We start from the raw sequence: 17,762 nt of genomic DNA on the forward strand, positions 1-17,762 counted from the left end.
GTGCTCTTGCGGGCTGGGGTCGTGGGCGGGACGCGCTATCTTCGCGCCTCCCGTGCGCAGCCTTCCCATCTACTCCACCGGCCTCCGCTTCCTGCAACGGCTCGGCTATTCGCTCCTGCAGGCCACGCTCTTCGGCGTCATCCTCGGGCTGCTCGTCTACTACCGCGTCCCGCGCGCGCGGCTCTCCGAGGAAGCCCCTCCGCTCGCGCTGCTCGCGCGCCCGGCGTCGTGGCTCCAGGCCGCCGAGAACGTCACCTATGACTGGCGCGCGCGCTCGCTGGGCGCGCGGGGCTCGCGCTCGGATCGCGTGGTGGTGGTGGCGCTCGACGACGAGACGCTCGCCGAGGCGCGCCAGGACGAGCACGCGGGCATCGACTCCTACCCCTGGTCCCGGGAGATCCTCGGGGGCTTGACGAAGCGGCTGCTCGACGAGGGCGCCGAGTTGGTGTTGCTCGATCTGCCCTTCACGGAGCGCAGTCCCCGCGCCCCCCTCTTGCCGGGCGCGCCGGGCCAGGAGGAGCGGGACGATGACCGGGTGTTCCGCTCGCTCCTGGACGAGGTCCCCCGGAAGTCGGTGCTGGCCTTCTCGTGGTCCGCGGATCGGGGCGTGCCGCCGGGCAGCCGGCTGTGGCCGTACCGCGTCCGGCTCGGCACCTCACCCACCGAGGCCGAGGCACGTGGCCGGGTGCAGAAGATCCTCGCCGACCAGCGCCCGGCGTTCCTCCTGCCCGGCAAGGACGGGGTGGAGGTGTGGGCGGGCGTGGCCAGCGAGCAGGAGGGCCAGCGGGTGGCACTGGCGCAGGGTGTTCGCGAGCCCCCGCGCATCCAGGAGCGGCGCATCTCCGACGACGTGTACCGGGTGGGGCCACTCGAGCTCTTCATCTCGCTCGCCGAGGTGAAGGTGGAGGGGCTGGACGCGTCGCAGCTGGCGGAGGTGCGGCAGGTGGAGCACCCGGTGGCGCCGCTGCTCGGCGCGGCGAGCCTCTATGGCGCCATCACCCTGCCGGCGGATCCCGACGGCGTGGTGCGGGCCGTGCCGCACCTGGTGAGCTACCGCAGCCGGGACGGCAACCGGCACGTGCTGCCCTCCATGCCCCTGGTGGCGGCGATGCTCCAGGCGAACACGCGCGAGCTGCGCTACGCGGACGGGCGGCTGTACGTGGGCGAGCGCTTCTCGTTGCCCATGGACGAGTCCGGCTACAGCCTCATCCGCTGGGACGCGGCGGAGGTGGGGCGCGGCTCGCGCGGCTCGGTGGCCCGGGCCATTCCCGCGTGGAACGTGCTGCTCAACTTCTTCGCCGTGAGCGAGGGGGTGCCGCCGCGCGCCGCCCACGACATCGACGGTCGGCTCATCGTCTTCAGCAACACCTCGCGCCGGGCCATGAACTTCCTGCACACCCCCATTGGCGAGCACACGCCCACGGGCGCGGTGCTCGCGCAGTCGCTGGTGAACCTGTTGCAGTCCGAGAGCCTCTCGCGCGCCACGCGGCGGTGGGACCTGGGGTTGACGCTCGGCATGGCGCTTCTGGGCGCCTTCGTCGCGCTCACCGTCAACCGGGGCCTGCGCTCCTCGGGGGACGCGTTCCTGTACCTGTTCGTCATGGCGGCGGTGGGGGTGGGCTATGCCGTGGGGGCCTGGTACGTCTTCGTCCACCGGCTCTTGTGGGTGGCCATGGTGGGCCCGTTGCTGGCCATGGGCCTCACCTTCCTCTTCACCATCGTCCAGGCCTCGCGCAGCGAGCAGCAGCTGCGCCACTTCATCACCGACGTGCTCGGCCGCTACGTGAGCCCCGAGGTGGCGCGGCTCGTCACGCGCGACCTGCGCCAGCTCACCCGTCCGGAGCTGCGCGAGGTGACGGTCTTCTTCTGCGACCTGGACGGCTTCTCGCGGCTGTCCGGCGAGCTGCCCCCCGAGCGGCTCGTGCAGTTCCTCAACGAGTACCTGACGGAAGTGACGGACGTGGTGCGCGCCACGCGCGGGCAGGTGGACAAGTACATGGGGGACGCGGTGATGGCCTTCTGGGGCGCGCCCGTGCGCACCGAGCGCCACGCCCACCACGCCTGCGAGGCCGCCCTGGTGGTGCGCTCCACGCTGCTCGCGCGCCAGGAGTACTGGACGAAGACGTACGGCCACGCGGTGCAGTGCCGCATCGGCATCGACAGCGGCGAGGTGCTGGTGGGCGGCATGGGCAGCGCGCTCGAGTCGAAGTACTCGGTGCTGGGCCGCTCGGTGAAGTTCTCCATGTACCTGGAGGGGCTCAACCGCGGCTACGGCACCTTCGTGCTCGTGGGCGACGGCGTGGCGCGCCTGGCCCAGGACGGCTACGTCTTCCGCGAGGTGGATCGGGTCCGCCCCAAGGGGCGCACCGAGTCCACGCGTCTGCACGAGCTGGTGGGCCGCAAGGGCGAGGTGCAGGCCGCGGCCCAGGCCCACCTGTCGCTGCACGAGCAGGCGCTCACCGCGTACCACGAGCGGCGCTTCGACGAGGCGCTGGCGCTGTTCACCCGGAGCGTGGAGGAGTTCCAGGATCCGGTGGCGCGTGTCTACATCGAGCGCTGCCGCGTCTTCGCCCAGAAGCGCCCGGCGGAGGACTGGGACGGCGTGTTCGTGCTCGAAGGGCCGTGAGCCGGCGCTAGCCTTCCGCTTCCTCGGGGTGGCCGAACAGCTCGATGACGGGCTTGTCCTGAGCGATGTGCTCGGCCACCACGCGCCGCATCTTCTCCGGCGTCATGTGTGAGTAGTACGCCTCGCCCTCCCAGCCCATGAGCTGGTAGTCCTCGGGCGAGAGGGGATCCCTCTTGCGGCCCGTCTCCTCGCGGATGACGACGTTGGGCCCCATGTGACAGAAGCCGTAGCAGCCCCCGCGGTAGAGTTCGCAGCGCGGCTGGAGGGAGCGGGCGGACAGCTCCTCGCGGGCGGCCTGGGCCACGGCGTCGGAGCCACCGGCCTTGCAACTCGAGCCCTTACACACGGAGAGGCGGTAGCGCTTCATAGGAAGGCCCACCCTATGGGAGTTGCCGAGGTGGGGGAAAGGGCCGTGCGGCCGGCGAGGGGCTGCGCACGGCTGGAATGACACCGGCCCGCCGTCCGCCGCGCGAGGGCGGAGGGGGCGGGCCGGCGGAGGGCGCCTCTGGACGCCTGGGGACTACTTGAGGAACTTCGTCACCGGCACGGGGCCGTCGTTGGAGACGACGGTGCGGCCGTTGGCGACGGGAGCCGGCTCCGCGTGGCCCGAGGTCAGCGCCTGCGCATGGGCCGGGTGGCCGTGATCGTGGCCCTCGCCGATGCGGGTGTGGGCCTCCTTGTGCGCGTGGGCCGGCTGCTTCGAGTCCGAGCGCTTGTTCCAGGGATCCGACGGGTGGGACACCGCGGGCCCCTTGAGCAGCTTGGGGATGTCGTAGACGAAGCCCTGCCGGTTGTACTCGGGCGGGGTGTGCACGTACGTGTCCATGCGGATGGCGTCCTTGGGGCACGCCTCCACGCACAGGCCGCACACGATGCAGCGCAGCTCGTCGATGACGAACTGGGTGGGGTACTTCTCGATGACGCGCGAGCTCTGATCCGCGGAGTCCACCGGGTACTCGCCCGCCTCGATGTAGATGCACTGGGCCGGGCAGACGGTGGCGCACATGTAGCAGGCCACGCAGCGCGGCTTGCCATCGTCGCGCGGCACCAGCCGGTGCAGTCCGCGGTAGCCCGGGGGATAGGGGATCTTCTCCTCGGGGTACTGCACCGTGGTCACCAGGCTGGTGCCGGTGCGCTCCTCGAAGGGCGTCTGGGTCTCGCGCGTCCCGAAGAGGTTGCGGAGGAAGTGCCGGGTGGTGATGGCCAGGCCGCGGAGCAGCTCCGGCAGATAGGTCCGCTCGCGGATGTCGGTGCGGGGATCCTGGGATGCGTTGTAAGCCATGGTGACTGTTCGCTCCGACTAGTGCGAGGAGGCCGTGGAGGCACGCGCGTGCACTCCGGCCGAAGTGGGCGCCGACGGGGCCGCCAGCCCGGTGCCGTGCGTGTCCTCCTCCTTCGAGGCCGAGGACGTCGTCAGGGCCACCAGCACGCCGATCTGCAACATGCCGAAGAGGGCGAGGTAGCGCAGCGAGGGATCCCAGAGGATGAGCGCGCCCGTGACGAACACGTTGATCAGGCCCAGCGGCAGGAGGATCTTCCAGCCCAGCGTCTGGATCTGATCGTAGCGGAAGCGCAGGAAGGACCAGCGGATCATCAGCTGCAACCAGATGAAGAACAGCGTCTTCACCCAGAACACCGTGCCGAGAATGGTGCCGTACAGCCAGCCATGCTCCTTCATGACGGGCAGGTTGGACAGCCACTCTCCACCGAAGGGCAGGTGGTAGCCGCCGAAGAACAACGCGGTGATGATGCCGGCGAGGATCACGACCTCCACGAACTCGGAGATCATGAACAGGCCGAACTTCATGCCCGAGTACTCGACGAAGTAGCCGATGATCTCCGACTCGCCCTCGGGGCTGTCGAAGGGGGCGCGCTTGGTCTCGGCGAAGGCCGCGGCGAAGAACATGAAGAAGCCGAGCGGCTGCAGGAGGAAGCCCCACGCGGGGATGCCGATGTCGAAGCCGCCCACGTTCGTGGACCAGAGGTAGCGCGCCTGGCCCGTGGCCTCGCCGCCCAGGCCGAGCTCATTGGCCACGTTGCCCACGAAGGCGGGCAGCTGCACCGTGGAGAAGGCCATCATCAGGCCCACCAGCGACAGGCCGAGCGCGACCTCGTAGGAGATCATCTGCGAGGAGGCGCGCACGCCGCCGAGCAGGGCGAACTTGTTGTTGGAGGACCAGCCCGCGAGCGACGTGCCGTACACCGCCAGCGAGGCGATGGCGAACACGTAGAGGATGCCGAAGTCGGGCGTGGCCACGACCATGTCCACGTGCTGGCCGAACACCGACACGCTGGGGCCCGAGGGCACCACGGCGAACAGGGCGAACGCCGGCCCGAAGGCCAGCATGGGGCCCAGGTTGTAGAGCAGCTTGTTGGCCGCCGCCGGGAGGTGATCCTCCTTGAACAGCATCTTCGCGCCGTCGGCGAGGAAGTGGGGGATGCCGCCCAGGGCCGTGTCGCGCAGCAGGGGCAGATCGATGCGCGCGCGGTTCGGACCGATGCGATCCTGCATCAGCGCGCTCCACTTGCGCTCGGCCATGGTGAGCAGGGCGGCGGTGCCCATCACCACGGCGAGCATGAGGATGAGCATGTTGACGATCCGGCTGGCGCCGGTGAAGAGCTCCTTCTCCACGAGGCCGCCCAGGACGTAGGCGACGCCCGTCATCACGGCGTACAGGCCGATGAAGACGGCGAGCATGGTGAGCATGGCGAGAACGCGCTTCATTGTCAGAGACCTCGAACCCTGGGAGCGCCGAACTCACGGTAGCCCGCTGGCCGACCGTCGGCACCGGACGGCAGCGGATTGATGCCAGGCTTCTCCCGATCGGGCGGAGCCGCCTTGTCCCAGTCGAACGAGGCGAACTCGGGCACGGCCTTGCCCAGCTCGCGGAAGGCCTCGCGCGTGGTCGTCCAGGAGGTGCTGCCCCCCAGCTCCCGCGTGAGCTCCGCCACGAGCTGCGCGTGCGGCACGGCCTCGCCCTTGGAGGGGTAGGCCTTGCGGAAGCGCTGCACGAGCCCGTCCACCTGCACGAACGAGCCGTCGTACTCCACGTGCGCGGAGGCCGGCAGCAGCACGGTGGCCTGCGCGGTGAGGGGCGACTCGTTCGTCGCCTGCACCACGAAGGTGTCCAGCTTCGCCGCCGTCTGGGCGAAGGTGGCCTCGCTTCCGGGCACCTCGCTGCCCACGGCGTAGAGCGCCTTCACCTTGCCGCCGTCGATGCCCTGCACGAGCGCCTCGAACGGCTGGAGCTTGAGCTCCAGGCCCTGGGCGATGAGCTCCAGGCCCTTGCGGTTGGGGTTGCGGTCGGCCGTGAGCAGGTAGTGGTCGGCCTCGCCCTGCGGGCGGCCACCCACGTACACCTCACGCACGCCCAGCGTCGTCTTGGCGAAGGTGAGCGCGGCGAGCAGATCCTCGTTGGAGGCCACGGGCGAGGCGAGCACGGCCACCTTGCCCTTGGCGTCCGCGAGCGCGCGGCCCGCGGCCTGGATGGCCTCCTTGCGCGCCACCTCGGGACGGGCGGTGCCGCCCTGCTGGCGGCCCACCACGGCGTTGAGCACGCGGCCCAGGTTGAGGCCCTTGTACGTGAGCCGGCCGTGGTCGCACATCCAGCTCTTGTTGACGGCCTCGTTCTCGCGCGGGCGGTAGCGGTACGTCTCCTGGCCCATGAAGTCCGCGTAGGTGTTGCAGCCGCGCGAGCACCCGGTGCACACCGAGGGCGCGGCGGACTGGAACCACGTGCGGGCGCGGAAGCGGTAGTCGCGGCCGAGCAGCGCGCCCACCGGGCAGATGTCCACGGTGTTGAGCGAGTAGTTGCTGCTCAGCTCGCTGCCGGGGAACGTGTCGACGACCTCGTGGCTGCCGCGGCCGAAGATGCCCAGCTGCGGCTCCTTGGCCACCTCGTTCATGAAGCGCACGCAGCGGCTGCACAGGATGCAGCGCTCCTGGTCCATCACCACGCGGGGCCCGAGCACCTTGCGCTTGTTCTTCAGGACCTTCGCCCCCTCCAGACGCGAGGGGCGGTAGTCGTAGCGCATGTAGTAGTCCTGCAGCTTGCACTCACCGGCCTGGTCACAGATGGAGCAGTCCACCGGGTGGTTGAGCAGCAGGAACTCCATCACCGCGCGCTGCTGCTCCTTGACCTTGGGGGTGTTGGTCTTGATGACCTGCCCCTCGGCGAGCGGCGTCTGGCACGCGGGCACCATCTTGGGGGCGTTGGACGCCTCCACGAAGCACATGCGGCAGTTGGCCGCGATGGACAGGCGCGGGTGGTAGCAGAAGTAGGGGATGATCGAGCCGACCTTGCGCGCCGCCTCGATCATGTTCGTGCCCGGCTTGGCGATGACTTCCTTGCCGTCGATGGTGCACGTGACGAAGCCCGGGTTCTTCGGCGGAGGCGGGCCGGGCGGCTTGGGCGCCGGAGGCGGCGCCGCGGCGGCCGGAGGCGGAGGGGTGGGGGCGCTGTGCGCGGCGGGCGGCGTGTCCAGCTTGGGGCCCGCGGGCGGATTGGAGGGCTCGGAGCCGATCTTCGCCGCGGGCGTGTCCGTGGGCGCGCCCTTGACGGGCGGCTGCGCGTCGCCGGTGGGCTTCTTGGTGTCGTTGTCGCTCACTGCTCGACCTCGCCGCCGATCATGTTGATCGTGTCAAACGTGGGAATCAGGTCCGCGAGCATGTTGCCCGTCACGATGGACGACACGGCGGACAGGATGGGGAAGCCCGGCGCGCGCACGTGGACCTTGTAGGGCCGGCCGCCGCCGTCGCTCACGATGTACCAGCCGAGCTCGCCGTTGGCGGACTCGGTGGCGTCGAAGACCTCGCCGGCGGGCACCTGGATGCCCTCCATCACCAGCTTGAAGTGGGAGATGACGCCCTCGATGGTGCCGTACACCTCGGGCTTGGGCGGCAGCGCGATGCGCCAGTCGTCCACGATGATGGGCCCGGAGGGGATCTTCGCCAGCGCCTGGCGCAGGATGCGCTCCGACTGCTTCATCTCCTCGATGCGCATGAGGTAGCGGTCGTAGTTGTCGCCGTGCTCACCCACCGGCACGTCGAAGTCGAGCTGGTTGTAGACCCAGTACGGCCGCGTCTTGCGCAGGTCGTAGTCGATGCCGCAGGCGCGCAGGCACGGGCCCGTCCAGCCGTAGTCGATGGCGTCCTCGGCGCTGATGATGCCGGTGCCCTTCATGCGGTCCACGAAGATGCGGTTGCGCGACAGGAGCGATTCCACCTCGATGTTCAGCTCGCGGATCTTGTCCAGCGACTTGAGGGTCCGCTCGATCCACCCCTCGGGCAGATCGCGGTTGAGCCCGCCCACGCGGCCGAAGCTGGTGGTCAGCCGCGCGCCCGTCAGCTCGGCCACCCGATCCATGATGAGCTCGCGCGCCTCCATGGCGAAGAGGAAGGGCGCGAAGCCTCCGAGCTCCATGCCCGTCGCCGCCACGCACGTGAGGTGGTCATGGATGCGGTGCAGCTCCGAGCCGATGACGCGGATGTACTGGGCGCGCTCGGGGATCTCCAGGCCGATGAGCTTCTCCACGGCGTTGAGGAAGCCGAAGTTGTTCATCAGCGGGGACGCGTAGTTGAGCCGGTCCGTATAGGGCAGGCACTGCGTCCAGGTGACGTTCTCGCAGCTCTTCTGGAAGCCGCGGTGCAGGAAGCCGATCTCGCAGTCGGCGTTCTTGATGATCTCTCCCTCCAGGTGCACCTTCATGCGCACCGTGCCGTGCATGGCGGGGTGGGAGGGGCCCATGTTGATGAACATGGGCTTGGACTGCAGGTGCGCCTCCAGCTCCGACTCCTGGGCATAGGCGTCGGTGTCCGGGTTGGGCACGTCGGGGTGGGGATGGGCTGCGGGCTTGTGGGGGTCCGCCATGATGTCCTCGAGGGCGTGGCCGGTGGAAGAGCGGGCGATCAGGAGACGCCGCTGGTACCGGGGCCGCGGAAGATGTCCTTGATGGGCCGCTCGGGAATGAGCGGCTGCCGGTCGCGCAGGGCGTAGTCCTTGCGCAGGGGATGGCCCTGGAACTCCTCGTAGAGCAACACGCGGCGCAAGTCCGGGTGTCCGGCGAAGCGCACGCCGTAGAAGTCCCACACGAAGCGCTCCCACCAGTTGGCGCCCTTGAACACGGACACCAGCGAGGGAATCTCCAACTGCGATTCGCTCACCCGCACCTTGAGGCGCACGTGCTCGCGGCGCGACAGGGAGCTGATGAAGTAGACGACCTCGAAGCGCGGATCGTTCTCCGCCAGGTGGAGCCGGTCCACCGCGTCGATCGACACGAAGAGCTTGAAGTCCAGCTCGTGCTTGAGGAAGGCGGCCACCTTGGGAAGGTGCTCCGCGTGGATGACGGCCCAGGCGCCGCCCGTGCGGTCCAAATAGCGCTCCGCCACCGCCTCCGGAAACTGGGCAGTGACCCTGTCGAGTGCGAAGGTGCTCAAGAGGCCTCGATGCTGGCTAGGGAATCCGGGGCGTTATAAGGACGCGCCTTGGGGGGCGTCAACGGAATCCCTTAGCCATCCTCGCCACTTACGCGAGACAGAAGCCGGCGCTCTCCGGATCGGGGCTTGCGGGCCGCCACCCCGGCGTTTTCCCGGGGGTCCAGGGGAATGAACGTGGACACCGGCTCGCGCTTGCCCGCCACGGCCGTGGGGGGAAGCTCCTTCCACAGGAAGCCGTCGCCCGCCTGCTCGCGCGTCTCCCGGGACACCAGCACCGGCGTGCCGTGCCGCTTGGTGAGCTGCTCGATCCGACTGGCCAGATTCACCGTGTCGCCAATGGCGGTGTACTCGAGACGTCGGGCCATGGAGCCGATGTTGCCCAACACCACCCGGCCGGTGTGCAGGCCCACCCCCATGCGCAGCACCGGCTCTCCCCGCGCCGCCCGCCGGGCGTTGACCACCTCCAGCTCCCGCACCATCTCCAGGGCACACGCCACCGCGCGCCGGGGATGCTCGGGCTCGGGCAGGGGGGCACCGAAGTACACCATGAGTGCGTCCCCGATGAACTTGTCGAGCGTGCCCCCATGGCGGAACACCACCTCCACCATGTGTCCGTAGTACTCGTTGAGCAGGGTGACCACGGCCTCGGGCGACAGCCGCTCGCTCAGCGCGGTGAAGTCGCGCAGGTCCGCGAACAGCAGCGTCACCTCGCGCAGCTCGGGCCGGGACGCGGGGGAGGCCAGGTCCTGCAAGCGCTCGGCGACGGCGGGGGCGAAGTAGCGGCCGAGCTGGGCGCGCTTGAGTTCCTCGCGCGTCAGCGCGGAGACGAGCACGTGGATGCGGTGGAAGAGGTAGCGCGAGGCCCCCGCCGTGAGCGCCAGCACCAGCACCGCCACCACCTGGGCGCCCGTGCCCACGCTGGCCTCGGTCTGCAGCCGCACCTCGGCCAGGGCCGCCACGGCCGTCACCGAGAGGAGCACCGCGAGGCGCATGGACAGGGCGGACAGGACGATGACGAACGCGTAGAGGCCGAGCGTGAAGCCCGCCACGCCCGCCGGGAAGGGGGAGACGGGCAGGGCGAGGTGCTGCAACCAGTAGATGGCGGGCACATCCACCACCGCCAGGGAGAGCCCGGCCCAGCTCGCCACCCGGGGCCAGCGCACCACCGCCGCGAGTGACGCGACGGTACACAGCCAGTAGGCGAGGAAGGGCGCGAGGTACACCCGCCAGTCCGCCAGCCCCCGCCCCACGCCCAGGTACACCGTGACGAGCAGCACGAGCGACACCCCGAGGCAGCGCAACTGCGCCAGTCGTACCGTGTTGTGCTGGCGTTCGGCCTCGAGCGCCCTGCCCACCGGCTCCATCAGGGAGTCGGCGAGCGGGGCGTGGGTCTGCCCGGATTCGTCCACGAGACCTCGGAAGTAGGGAGGATGGCGCGGGCATCCTCTCACGGACGTCGGGCAGCGCGCATCTTTCAGGCGGACGCCCGCCCGCCCTGCGGCATGACTCTTAACGGAAGCGTATGGTGGGTGCCATGTCCCCGACCTCCCCCGAGAGCCTCCAGGAACGCTTCGCTCCCCATCTGGCCTGCTTTGGTTGCGGCCCCGCCAATTCTCAAGGTCTGCGAATCCGCAGCATCGTGGAGGGGGATCGGGTCGTCGCCGACTGGACCCCCGCCGAGCACCACCAGGCCTTCCCCGGCGTGGTGAGCGGCGGAATCATCGGCACGCTGCTCGACTGTCACTGCAACTGGACGGCGGCCCACACGTTGATGAAGGACCGGGGCCTGGACACGCCGCCCTGTACCGTCACCGCCGAGTACTCCATCCAGCTCAAGCGCCCCACGCCCCTGGGGCCCCTGCGCCTCGAGGCCCGCCCCGTGTCCCAGGAGGGGGACAAGGTCGTCGTCGAGGGCACCCTCACCGCCGGGGGCAAGGTGTGCGCGACGTGCCGGGGCACCTTCGTCGCGGTGAAGCCGGGCCACCCCGCGTACCACCGCTGGTAGACATGACGAGGGCCCCGTCACCCTCCGGAGGGGAGGTTCACGAGGCCCGGGTCCGTCCGGCGCGGGCGCCGGGGTGCTACTTGGTCAGCGAGTAGTTCTGGGCCATCAGATCGTGCGGCGCGGTGCCGCGGTGGCCCACGCGGTGCGTCTGGTTGGCGATCTTGTCCTGCAAGAGCTTCAGGCCGTCGAGCACCTGCTCGGGACGCGGCGGGCAGCCGGGGATGTAGACGTCCACCGGGATGATGCGATCGATGCCCTGGAGCACCGCGTAGTTGTCGTAGAAGCCGCCCGACGAGGCGCACACGCCGAAGGCGACGACCCACTTGGGCTCGCACATCTGCTCGTACACGCGCTTGAGGATGGGCGCCTGCTTCATGTTGATGGTGCCGATGACCATCAGCATGTCCGCCTGCCGCGGCGAGAAGCGGGGGAACTCGGCGCCGAAGCGGGCGATGTCGTGCCGGGCGGAGGAGACCGACATGAACTCCATGCCGCAGCATGCGGTGGCGTACGGGTAGGTGAAGAGCGAGTATTTGCGCGCCCAGCCCAGGCCCTTGGACACCATCCGCTCGATGAAGCCCATGGCTTCGTCCCGGCGGGTGGTCAATACGGGTGCGATATCGGATTCAGCCATGGTTCCTCAGTGCTCCCACTCCAGAGCGCCCTTCTTCCAGACGTAGATAAGGCCCACCACGACGGTCGCCGCGAAAACCACCATCTCCGCGTAGCCGAACCAGCCGAGCGCCTGGAAGTTCACCGCCCAGGGATACAGGAAGACCGCCTCGACGTCGAACACGATGAACAGCAGCGCCACCACGTAGAACTTCACCGCGAAGCGCTGGCGCGCCGTTCCGCTGCTCGCCGAGCCGGCCTCGAAGGGGGCGGACTTGATGGAGCTTGGCCGCTTGGGGCCCGCGAGGGCCGCCAGTTTCACGATGACGAGCGCCAGCACGCCCGCCAGCAGCAACACGAGCGCCAGCGGCAGGTAGGAGCTCAGGGGATTGTTCGGATCAATCGCGGGGGTCATCAGTTCGCGGACCCTAGGGACAGCCGCGAGAGGTGTCAACGTGAAACCCGGGAGCGCCAACCCCCGGACATGACAGCGAAAAGCCCGGGCGACCGCCGGGGCCTTCCCCCCCGCGCGCCAAGGAGGCACCTGGGCGGGGTTTGACGCTCCGCGCGCCGCCCCCTAGGGTCCTGGCCCGACGCGTCGTGCGATCAGACAGGAGCAGCGCCGGGCATGTGGGGTCGGCTTAGTCTACGCTGGCAGGTGGCATTCGCGGTGCTGGTCCCCAGCCTCGCCGTGGCCGTGTTCAACGGCTTCTACTTTCCCGAGCAGCAGCGTGAGCAGGGGCTGCGGCGGCTCGAGGAACAGGCGCACGCGGTGGGCAGGCTCGCCGCGGAGGACGTCTCCTTCTTGTTGGAGGAGAGCGGGGCGCGTGGGATGAGCCCTCCTCCGCCCGTCCTCGAGCGCGTGAAGTCGCGGGTCTTCGATCGCGTGGAGCAGACGAGCCGGACGGGCGCCGTGTCCTTCCAGGCGATGCTCACGCCCGAGAGCGAGGTGCTGGCCGAGCGGGGCAACCTGCCGTCCGCGCGGACCTTGAAGGGCCTCTCCACCGTGAAGGAGGGGGACTGCGCGGAGAAGCGGCTGGCGGCGGGCCCCATGGCGTTCTGCGGGCTGCCCGGCGGCTACGTGTACGTGGTGGGCCTCAACGCGGCCGCGGTGATGCAGGAGGCGCGCGCCATGCGCTGGTCCAGCTTCTTCGTGTACCTGGGCGCCATGCTCACTGGCCTCTTCATCGCCTTCTTCATCGGGCGGGCCATCGCCGAGCCGGTGACGCGCATGACCCAGGCGGCGCGCGAGGTGGCCCAGGGCGACATGTCGCAGAGCGAGGTGGACGTGGCCTCGGCGGGCGAGGTGCGCATGATGGCGCACTCCTTCAACGAGATGCTCGGCACGCTGCGCGGCACGGTGTCCGAGCTGCTCACGCGCCTGGAGCAGCTCTCCAGCGCCTCGCGGGGCCTGTCGGGCGCGTCCGCGGATCAGGAGCACGTCATCAGCCAGCAGGCGGCGTACGCCCAGCAGATCGCCGCGACCTTCGAGGAGCTGAGCCGCACCGCGGAGCAGATCTCCAGCTCCACCGAGGTGGTGGAGTCCAGCGCGCGGCGCACGCACGAGGCGGTGGCCGAGGCCATGGCGGTGGTGGCCCAGGTGGTCGCGGGCATCAACGACATCCGCATGGAGTCCAAGGGCGTGGCCGACGCCATCGTGGGCCTCAACCAGGATCTGCAGCAGGTGTCGAAGATCGCCCAGGTCATCAACCAGGTGGCGGAGCGCTCGGATCTGCTGGCGCTCAACGCGGCGCTGGAGGGCACCAAGGCGGGCGAGGTGGGCCGGGGCTTCTCGCTCGTGGCGGCGGAGATGCGCAAGCTCGCCGAGAGCGTGTCCGCGTCCGCGCGCGACATCGGGCGCATCGTGGAGAAGGTGCAGGACTCGGGCAACGAGGCGGCCACCAAGGCGCGCGTGGGCATGGCGACGAGCGACCGTGGCGTGGAGGTGGCCGAGCAGGCCTCGGCCGTGTTCCAGCGCATCGTCGAGCTGGCGCGCGGCACGAGCGAGGCGGCGCGGCAGATCACCATCGCCACGCGCCAGCAGCGCCAGTCCAGCGAGCAGGCCGTGCAGGGCGCGCGCAACGTGGCGGACCTGGTCAAACAGGGCGTGGACGCCACGGGGCGTACCACGCGCATCGCCCAGGATCTGCAGAGCGTGGCCGACAGCCTCAGCGTGCTCACCAGCAAGTTCAAGGTGGCACGCGATCGGTAGCCGGCCGCCGGGCCCGTCTCAGACGACGGGCACGAACTCGATCAGCGCCTTCTTGGGGGGCTGGCCGAAGGGCAGGTAGCGCAGCTTGGGCGGCGCGACTCCCGGCGCCAGCTGTGGCCGCACCCCACGGCGCGACAGCTCGCGCGCGAACGCCGTGGCGAACTGCACCACCTCCACCCAGGCCAGGTGGTAGCCCAGGCAGAAGTGCGGGCCACCGCCGAAGGGCGCCGTCTCGATGGAGGAGGGCGGGATGCGCCGGCCCATCCACCGCGAGGGATCGAACTTCTCCGGCTCGGGGAAGTTGGCCGGATCGTAGCCGTAGGTGCCCAGCGGAACGGTGATCATCGTGCCCTTGGGCACGAGCTTGCCGTGCAGCGTCAGGTCCTCGGTCGCCTCGCGCGCCGTGGACGACACGGGCGGGTAGAGCCGGATCACTTCCCGGAAGAGCGCCTCGGCGAAGGGGTGGCGCTTGAGCTCCTCGGGCGAGCGGGGCAGGCCCGGCGCCGCCGTGGCCTCCTCGCGCAGCTTCTCCCAGAGGTCGGGCCGCTGGGCGAGCACGAGGCCCAGCCACGCCATCGTCGACGCGGTCGTCTCGTGTCCCGCCAGGGCCAGCAGCCGCAGGTTGCTGATGAGATCGTCCTCCTTGAGCGGCTGGCCTTCCGTGTCGCGCGCCGCCAGCATCGCCGAGAGCGTGCCCGGCATCTCCGGACGGCCCCGCGCCGCCGCGATGAGGCTGGAGAAGCGCGCATCCAGCCACGCACGCCCCCGGCGGGCGCGCCAGCGCGGCGAGTAGGGCAGGTCGAGCTTCAGCGGGAACGCCCCGAGGGTGAACTCGCGGTAGTTCGTGTTGAACTCCTGGATCTCCGAGCGGTCGATGCCCATGACGCGGAAGATGATGTCGAGGGCGAACTTCTGGGTCTCGGTGATCAAGGAGAAGGGGCGCGAGGCGGGCAGGCTGGCCACGCTCGCCTCGATGACCTCGGCGGACAGGGTGGCGGCGCCACTGGACGACAGCCCCCGGGGCGTGAAGGGCCCGCTCATGGGCGTGCGCAGGTTGCGGTGGCGGGCGCCATCCTGGGACAGGAGCGCGTCGCCGATGAACTCGGGCGCCTGCTCGCGGATGAACTCGCTGCTGGTCACCCGGTTCTTGAGCAGCTCGAAGCCGGGCTCGCCCATGCACACCAACTGCATCTCGGAGCCGAAGGAGCGCATCCAGAAGATGGGGCCCACCTTGGCCTCGGCGGCGCGCAGGAAGGTGAGGGTGTCGCCGAGGTTGAAGGGCGCGTGTCCCACCAGGGGCAGCCCACCCGGGAGGATGGGAATGCCGAGGCGGTGGGTCTCCTTCATCGGCAGGCGCTCCAGCATGTTGCTCAGGGTCTGCATTTGCATGGTGTCTAGCTCGCGTGTGGGGACTGGCTCGTGGCCCGGGCGCGCAGTCTCGCGAAGTTCTCGGGAGGAGTGGGGGAGTCTCCGGGTCGTCGGCCTGGTGTCACCTGTTCCCCGTGGAAGTCGCTGCCTCCCGTGGGCACCAGATCGAACTCCTTCGCGTACTTCACGTACCGCTGCTGCACACTCGGGTTGTGGTCCGAATGTAGCGCCTCCAGCCCATCCAGGCCCGCCCGCGCGAGCTGTAGGATGTCGTACCGTTCAATCTTGGAGCTGCCGGGGTGGGCCAGTGTGGCCGTGCCCCCCGCGCGGTGCACGAGCTGGATGGCCTCCGCTCCGTCCAGCTTGAACCGCTCCACCCAGGCCGCCTTTCCCGCCCCCAGGAAACGGTCGAAGGCCTCCTTCACGTCCAGGCACCACCCGCGCTCCACCAACACCCGCGCCAGATGGGGTCTGCCGAGCTGCGCTCCCGCCGCCAGGGCGCGCACCTCCTCCATCCGGATGGGAAACCCGAGCCGTTGCATCCGCTCCACCATGAGCACCATGCGCTGCTCGCGCTCCACCCGCAGCCGCGACGCGTAGGCGGCCAGCTCCGGGAAGTCCGGCCGGACGAAGTGTCCCAGGATGTGCACCTCGCGCTTGTTCACGAACGCCGACAGCTCGATGCCCGGTACCAGCTCCACGCCGTGCGCCCGCGCCGCCTCCGCCGCCTCCGCCAGCCCCTCCACCGTGTCGTGGTCCGTCACCGCCAGCGCCTTCACTCCGGCACTCGCCGCCAGGGCCAGCAGCCCGGTGGGCGAGTGCTGGCCATCGCTCGCGGTCGTGTGGGAATGCAGATCGATCACGGCTGACTCCAGGCCACTCGGGTTGAACCGTCGGGAGGGGCGTCCCTAGGATGATGGAGGATGCGTCACGGATGCACCAGCGGAGACCCCCATGGCCAAGGAAGACACCATCGAGAACCGCGTCTACCTCTTCGAGTCCCTGGCGAGCAGCTATGTCTCCAGTGCCTCGGACCTGCTGTCCTCCGACGACGAGGCGGCGCGCGCCCGGGCGAGGAGGGCCCTGGCGGAGCTGGCCTTCGTCTCCTGCGTCGTCGCGGACACCGGGCACCTGCCCCCGGAGCAGGTGCGCGAGCGGCTCCTCGGAATCGCCCCGCCGCCTCCTGCCGAGGGCGAGGAGGGCAAGGGCAAGAGCAGGGACCGCAAGCGCAAGTGAACCCGGGCCTCCCCTCGGCGCGTGGGTGGTGGTAGATCGGCGCGCCATGGCCAAGACCCCCTCGAACTCGAAGAAGAATCTGCGCGCCCACTACTCGGGGGCACGCAAGGCCGACCCTCGCCCCATCACCGGCAAGGAGTCCCCCGCCGAGCTGCTCGCGCATGCCTTCTCGGCCTATGTGGGACGGCAGGAGCGCACCGCCTTCGAGCTGATGCGCCGCTCGATGGAAGTCGACGCCTCCGTCTTCCTCACCCTGTCGGGCGCGATGACGCCGGCGGGCCTGCACCAGAGCTGCATCATCCCGCTCATCGAGAAGGGCATCATCTCGGCGCTCACCACCACCGGCGCCAACCTCTACCACGACGCCCACCGCATCATCGGCCACGCCATCCGCGAGGTGAACCCCAACGCGGGGGATTTGCAGTACCGCCTGGCGCGCATCATCCGCATCTACGATCTGGGCTTCTGGGAGGAGGCACTGCTGGACACCGACCGGCTCTTCTCCGCGCTGCTGCGCCGCCCCGAGTTCCAGCGCAAGATGACCACGCCCGAGTTCCACTACCTGCTCGGCAAGAACATCGCCGCCATCGAGAAGCAGCTCGGCGTGAAGCAGCCCTCGCTCCTGTCCACCTGCTACAAGCACGCGGTGCCCATCTTCGTGGGCGCCGTGCAGGACGGCTCCATCTTCCTCAACGCCGTCAAGCTCAAGCGCCTGCTGGGCGCCGAGTTCAAGTTCGAGATCGACATCAACGACGACGTCTATTGGATGTCGGCGATCCAGCACTACTGCCGCCACCACTTCTCCAACAAGATGGCCATCTGGATCCTCGGTGGCGGCGTGCCCAAGAACTACACGCTGCAGGGCGAGCCGCTGTTGGATCAGATCCTCGGCGTGCCCACGGACGGCTTCGACATCGACGTGCAGTTCTGCGTGGACCCGGTGGACAACGGCGCGCTGTCCAGCTGCCCGGCGGGCGAGGGCCACACCTGGGGCAAGGTGTCCATGGAGGCCGTGGAGGTGGGCTCGATGTACGTCCACACCGACGTCACCGCCGTCTTCCCGTGGCTCACCCACGCGCTCTTGAGCGACACGAAGATGAAGCGCAAGCCGCGCCGGTTGATGGACGTGATGCAGGAGGCGGTGGCCTTCCTCGACCGGGACGTGAAGAAGCGCCACAAGTCCCTGCTCAAGACGATCGAGTGGAGCCCCGACGAGGCCAAACCCAACCCGGAGGAGCACGAGACGTACGTGCGCTAGCCGTTCCTC

16 protein-coding genes are annotated in these 17,762 nt (G+C 69.6%); 5 read left to right on the forward strand and 11 right to left on the reverse strand.

Going from position 1 to position 17,762, the window contains the following annotated elements; all coding sequences use genetic code 11:
* Positions 1–52: 52 nt before the first annotated feature.
* On the forward strand, positions 53–2,626 hold the full coding sequence (locus CYFUS_RS16445) for an adenylate/guanylate cyclase domain-containing protein (protein WP_095986089.1): 2,574 nt from the start codon (positions 53–55) through the stop codon (positions 2,624–2,626).
* 7 nt (positions 2,627–2,633) lie between these two features.
* Here the strand turns inward: CYFUS_RS16445 and CYFUS_RS16450 are convergent, their stop codons facing one another.
* The 7 genes from CYFUS_RS16450 to CYFUS_RS16480 form a co-directional block, all read right to left on the reverse strand.
* Complete coding sequence (locus tag CYFUS_RS16450; protein ID WP_071898634.1) at positions 2,634–2,993, reverse strand: (2Fe-2S) ferredoxin domain-containing protein; 360 nt, start codon at positions 2,991–2,993, stop codon at positions 2,634–2,636.
* A 153-nt stretch (positions 2,994–3,146) separates the two neighbouring features.
* A complete protein-coding gene (locus CYFUS_RS16455; RefSeq protein ID WP_095986090.1) occupies positions 3,147–3,908 on the reverse strand; it encodes a NuoI/complex I 23 kDa subunit family protein in 762 nt (253 codons plus the stop codon).
* 18 nt (positions 3,909–3,926) lie between these two features.
* Entirely contained in the window at positions 3,927–5,351 is a 1,425-nt protein-coding gene (locus CYFUS_RS16460; protein ID WP_095986091.1) for a complex I subunit 1/NuoH family protein, read from the reverse strand.
* A gap of 2 nt (positions 5,352–5,353) precedes the next feature.
* Positions 5,354–7,234 (reverse strand): 2Fe-2S iron-sulfur cluster-binding protein, encoded by a 1,881-nt coding sequence (locus tag CYFUS_RS16465; RefSeq protein WP_095986092.1) that lies wholly within the window; start codon positions 7,232–7,234, stop codon positions 5,354–5,356.
* The gene (nuoD, locus tag CYFUS_RS16470) at positions 7,231–8,496 is read right to left on the reverse strand and encodes an NADH dehydrogenase (quinone) subunit D (protein WP_095986093.1); all 1,266 of its coding nucleotides are present in this window, start codon (positions 8,494–8,496) and stop codon (positions 7,231–7,233) included. The genes CYFUS_RS16465 and nuoD overlap by 4 nt, the downstream gene beginning before the upstream one ends.
* 38 nt (positions 8,497–8,534) lie before the next feature.
* Complete coding sequence (locus CYFUS_RS16475) at positions 8,535–9,062, reverse strand: NADH-quinone oxidoreductase subunit C (RefSeq protein WP_232537606.1); 528 nt, start codon at positions 9,060–9,062, stop codon at positions 8,535–8,537.
* Positions 9,063–9,133: 71 nt separating this feature from the next.
* Positions 9,134–10,471, reverse strand: coding sequence for an adenylate/guanylate cyclase domain-containing protein (locus CYFUS_RS16480; RefSeq protein ID WP_332468377.1), 1,338 nt, complete (start codon positions 10,469–10,471; stop codon positions 9,134–9,136).
* A 125-nt stretch (positions 10,472–10,596) separates the two neighbouring features.
* Between CYFUS_RS16480 and CYFUS_RS16485 the strand changes: the two genes are divergently transcribed.
* Positions 10,597–11,067, forward strand: coding sequence for a PaaI family thioesterase (locus CYFUS_RS16485; protein ID WP_095992051.1), 471 nt, complete (start codon positions 10,597–10,599; stop codon positions 11,065–11,067).
* A 76-nt stretch (positions 11,068–11,143) separates the two neighbouring features.
* Here the strand turns inward: CYFUS_RS16485 and CYFUS_RS16490 are convergent, their stop codons facing one another.
* Both CYFUS_RS16490 and CYFUS_RS16495 read right to left on the reverse strand, forming a co-directional pair.
* The gene (locus CYFUS_RS16490) at positions 11,144–11,701 is read right to left on the reverse strand and encodes an NADH-quinone oxidoreductase subunit B (protein ID WP_095986094.1); all 558 of its coding nucleotides are present in this window, start codon (positions 11,699–11,701) and stop codon (positions 11,144–11,146) included.
* Between the two features lie 6 nt (positions 11,702–11,707).
* Positions 11,708–12,094 carry an NADH-quinone oxidoreductase subunit A gene (locus tag CYFUS_RS16495; RefSeq protein ID WP_095986095.1) on the reverse strand — a complete coding sequence of 129 codons (387 nt, stop codon included), beginning with the start codon at positions 12,092–12,094 and terminating at the stop codon, positions 11,708–11,710.
* A 213-nt stretch (positions 12,095–12,307) separates the two neighbouring features.
* On the opposite strand from CYFUS_RS16495, the gene CYFUS_RS16500 reads away from it, so the two are divergent.
* Positions 12,308–13,891 carry a methyl-accepting chemotaxis protein gene (locus CYFUS_RS16500; RefSeq protein WP_095986096.1) on the forward strand — a complete coding sequence of 528 codons (1,584 nt, stop codon included), beginning with the start codon at positions 12,308–12,310 and terminating at the stop codon, positions 13,889–13,891.
* Positions 13,892–13,909: 18 nt separating this feature from the next.
* Here the strand turns inward: CYFUS_RS16500 and CYFUS_RS16505 are convergent, their stop codons facing one another.
* Positions 13,910–15,280, reverse strand: a complete 1,371-nt coding sequence (locus CYFUS_RS16505; protein WP_095986097.1) for a cytochrome P450 — start codon at positions 15,278–15,280, stop codon at positions 13,910–13,912.
* Between the two features lie 5 nt (positions 15,281–15,285).
* Positions 15,286–16,122 (reverse strand): PHP domain-containing protein, encoded by an 837-nt coding sequence (locus CYFUS_RS16510; protein WP_095986098.1) that lies wholly within the window; start codon positions 16,120–16,122, stop codon positions 15,286–15,288.
* A 91-nt stretch (positions 16,123–16,213) separates the two neighbouring features.
* Between CYFUS_RS16510 and CYFUS_RS16515 the strand changes: the two genes are divergently transcribed.
* On the forward strand, positions 16,214–16,495 hold the full coding sequence (locus tag CYFUS_RS16515; protein WP_095986099.1) for a hypothetical protein: 282 nt from the start codon (positions 16,214–16,216) through the stop codon (positions 16,493–16,495).
* A 46-nt stretch (positions 16,496–16,541) separates the two neighbouring features.
* The gene (locus CYFUS_RS16520; RefSeq protein ID WP_095986100.1) at positions 16,542–17,753 is read left to right on the forward strand and encodes a deoxyhypusine synthase family protein; all 1,212 of its coding nucleotides are present in this window, start codon (positions 16,542–16,544) and stop codon (positions 17,751–17,753) included.
* Positions 17,754–17,762: the final 9 nt, after the last annotated feature.

Origin of the sequence: Cystobacter fuscus, from assembly GCF_002305875.1 — a bacterium.
Taxonomy (GTDB): Bacteria; Myxococcota; Myxococcia; order Myxococcales; family Myxococcaceae; genus Cystobacter; species Cystobacter fuscus_A.

Bases quoted from the DNA above. Each gene is read 5' to 3' on its own strand.
- CYFUS_RS16450 (WP_071898634.1), bottom strand. From the start codon at position 2,993: ATGAAGCGCTACCGCCTCTCCGTGTGTAAGGGCTCGAGTTGCAAGGCC.
- CYFUS_RS16455 (WP_095986090.1), bottom strand. From the start codon at position 3,908: ATGGCTTACAACGCATCCCAGGATCCCCGCACCGACATCCGCGAGCGG.
- CYFUS_RS16460 (WP_095986091.1), bottom strand. From the start codon at position 5,351: ATGAAGCGCGTTCTCGCCATGCTCACCATGCTCGCCGTCTTCATCGGC.
- nuoD (WP_095986093.1), bottom strand. From the start codon at position 8,496: ATGGCGGACCCCCACAAGCCCGCAGCCCATCCCCACCCCGACGTGCCC.
- CYFUS_RS16485 (WP_095992051.1), top strand. From the start codon at position 10,597: ATGTCCCCGACCTCCCCCGAGAGCCTCCAGGAACGCTTCGCTCCCCAT.
- CYFUS_RS16490 (WP_095986094.1), bottom strand. From the start codon at position 11,701: ATGGCTGAATCCGATATCGCACCCGTATTGACCACCCGCCGGGACGAA.
- CYFUS_RS16495 (WP_095986095.1), bottom strand. From the start codon at position 12,094: ATGACCCCCGCGATTGATCCGAACAATCCCCTGAGCTCCTACCTGCCG.
- CYFUS_RS16500 (WP_095986096.1), top strand. From the start codon at position 12,308: ATGTGGGGTCGGCTTAGTCTACGCTGGCAGGTGGCATTCGCGGTGCTG.
- CYFUS_RS16505 (WP_095986097.1), bottom strand. From the start codon at position 15,280: ATGCAAATGCAGACCCTGAGCAACATGCTGGAGCGCCTGCCGATGAAG.
- CYFUS_RS16515 (WP_095986099.1), top strand. From the start codon at position 16,214: ATGGCCAAGGAAGACACCATCGAGAACCGCGTCTACCTCTTCGAGTCC.
- CYFUS_RS16520 (WP_095986100.1), top strand. From the start codon at position 16,542: ATGGCCAAGACCCCCTCGAACTCGAAGAAGAATCTGCGCGCCCACTAC.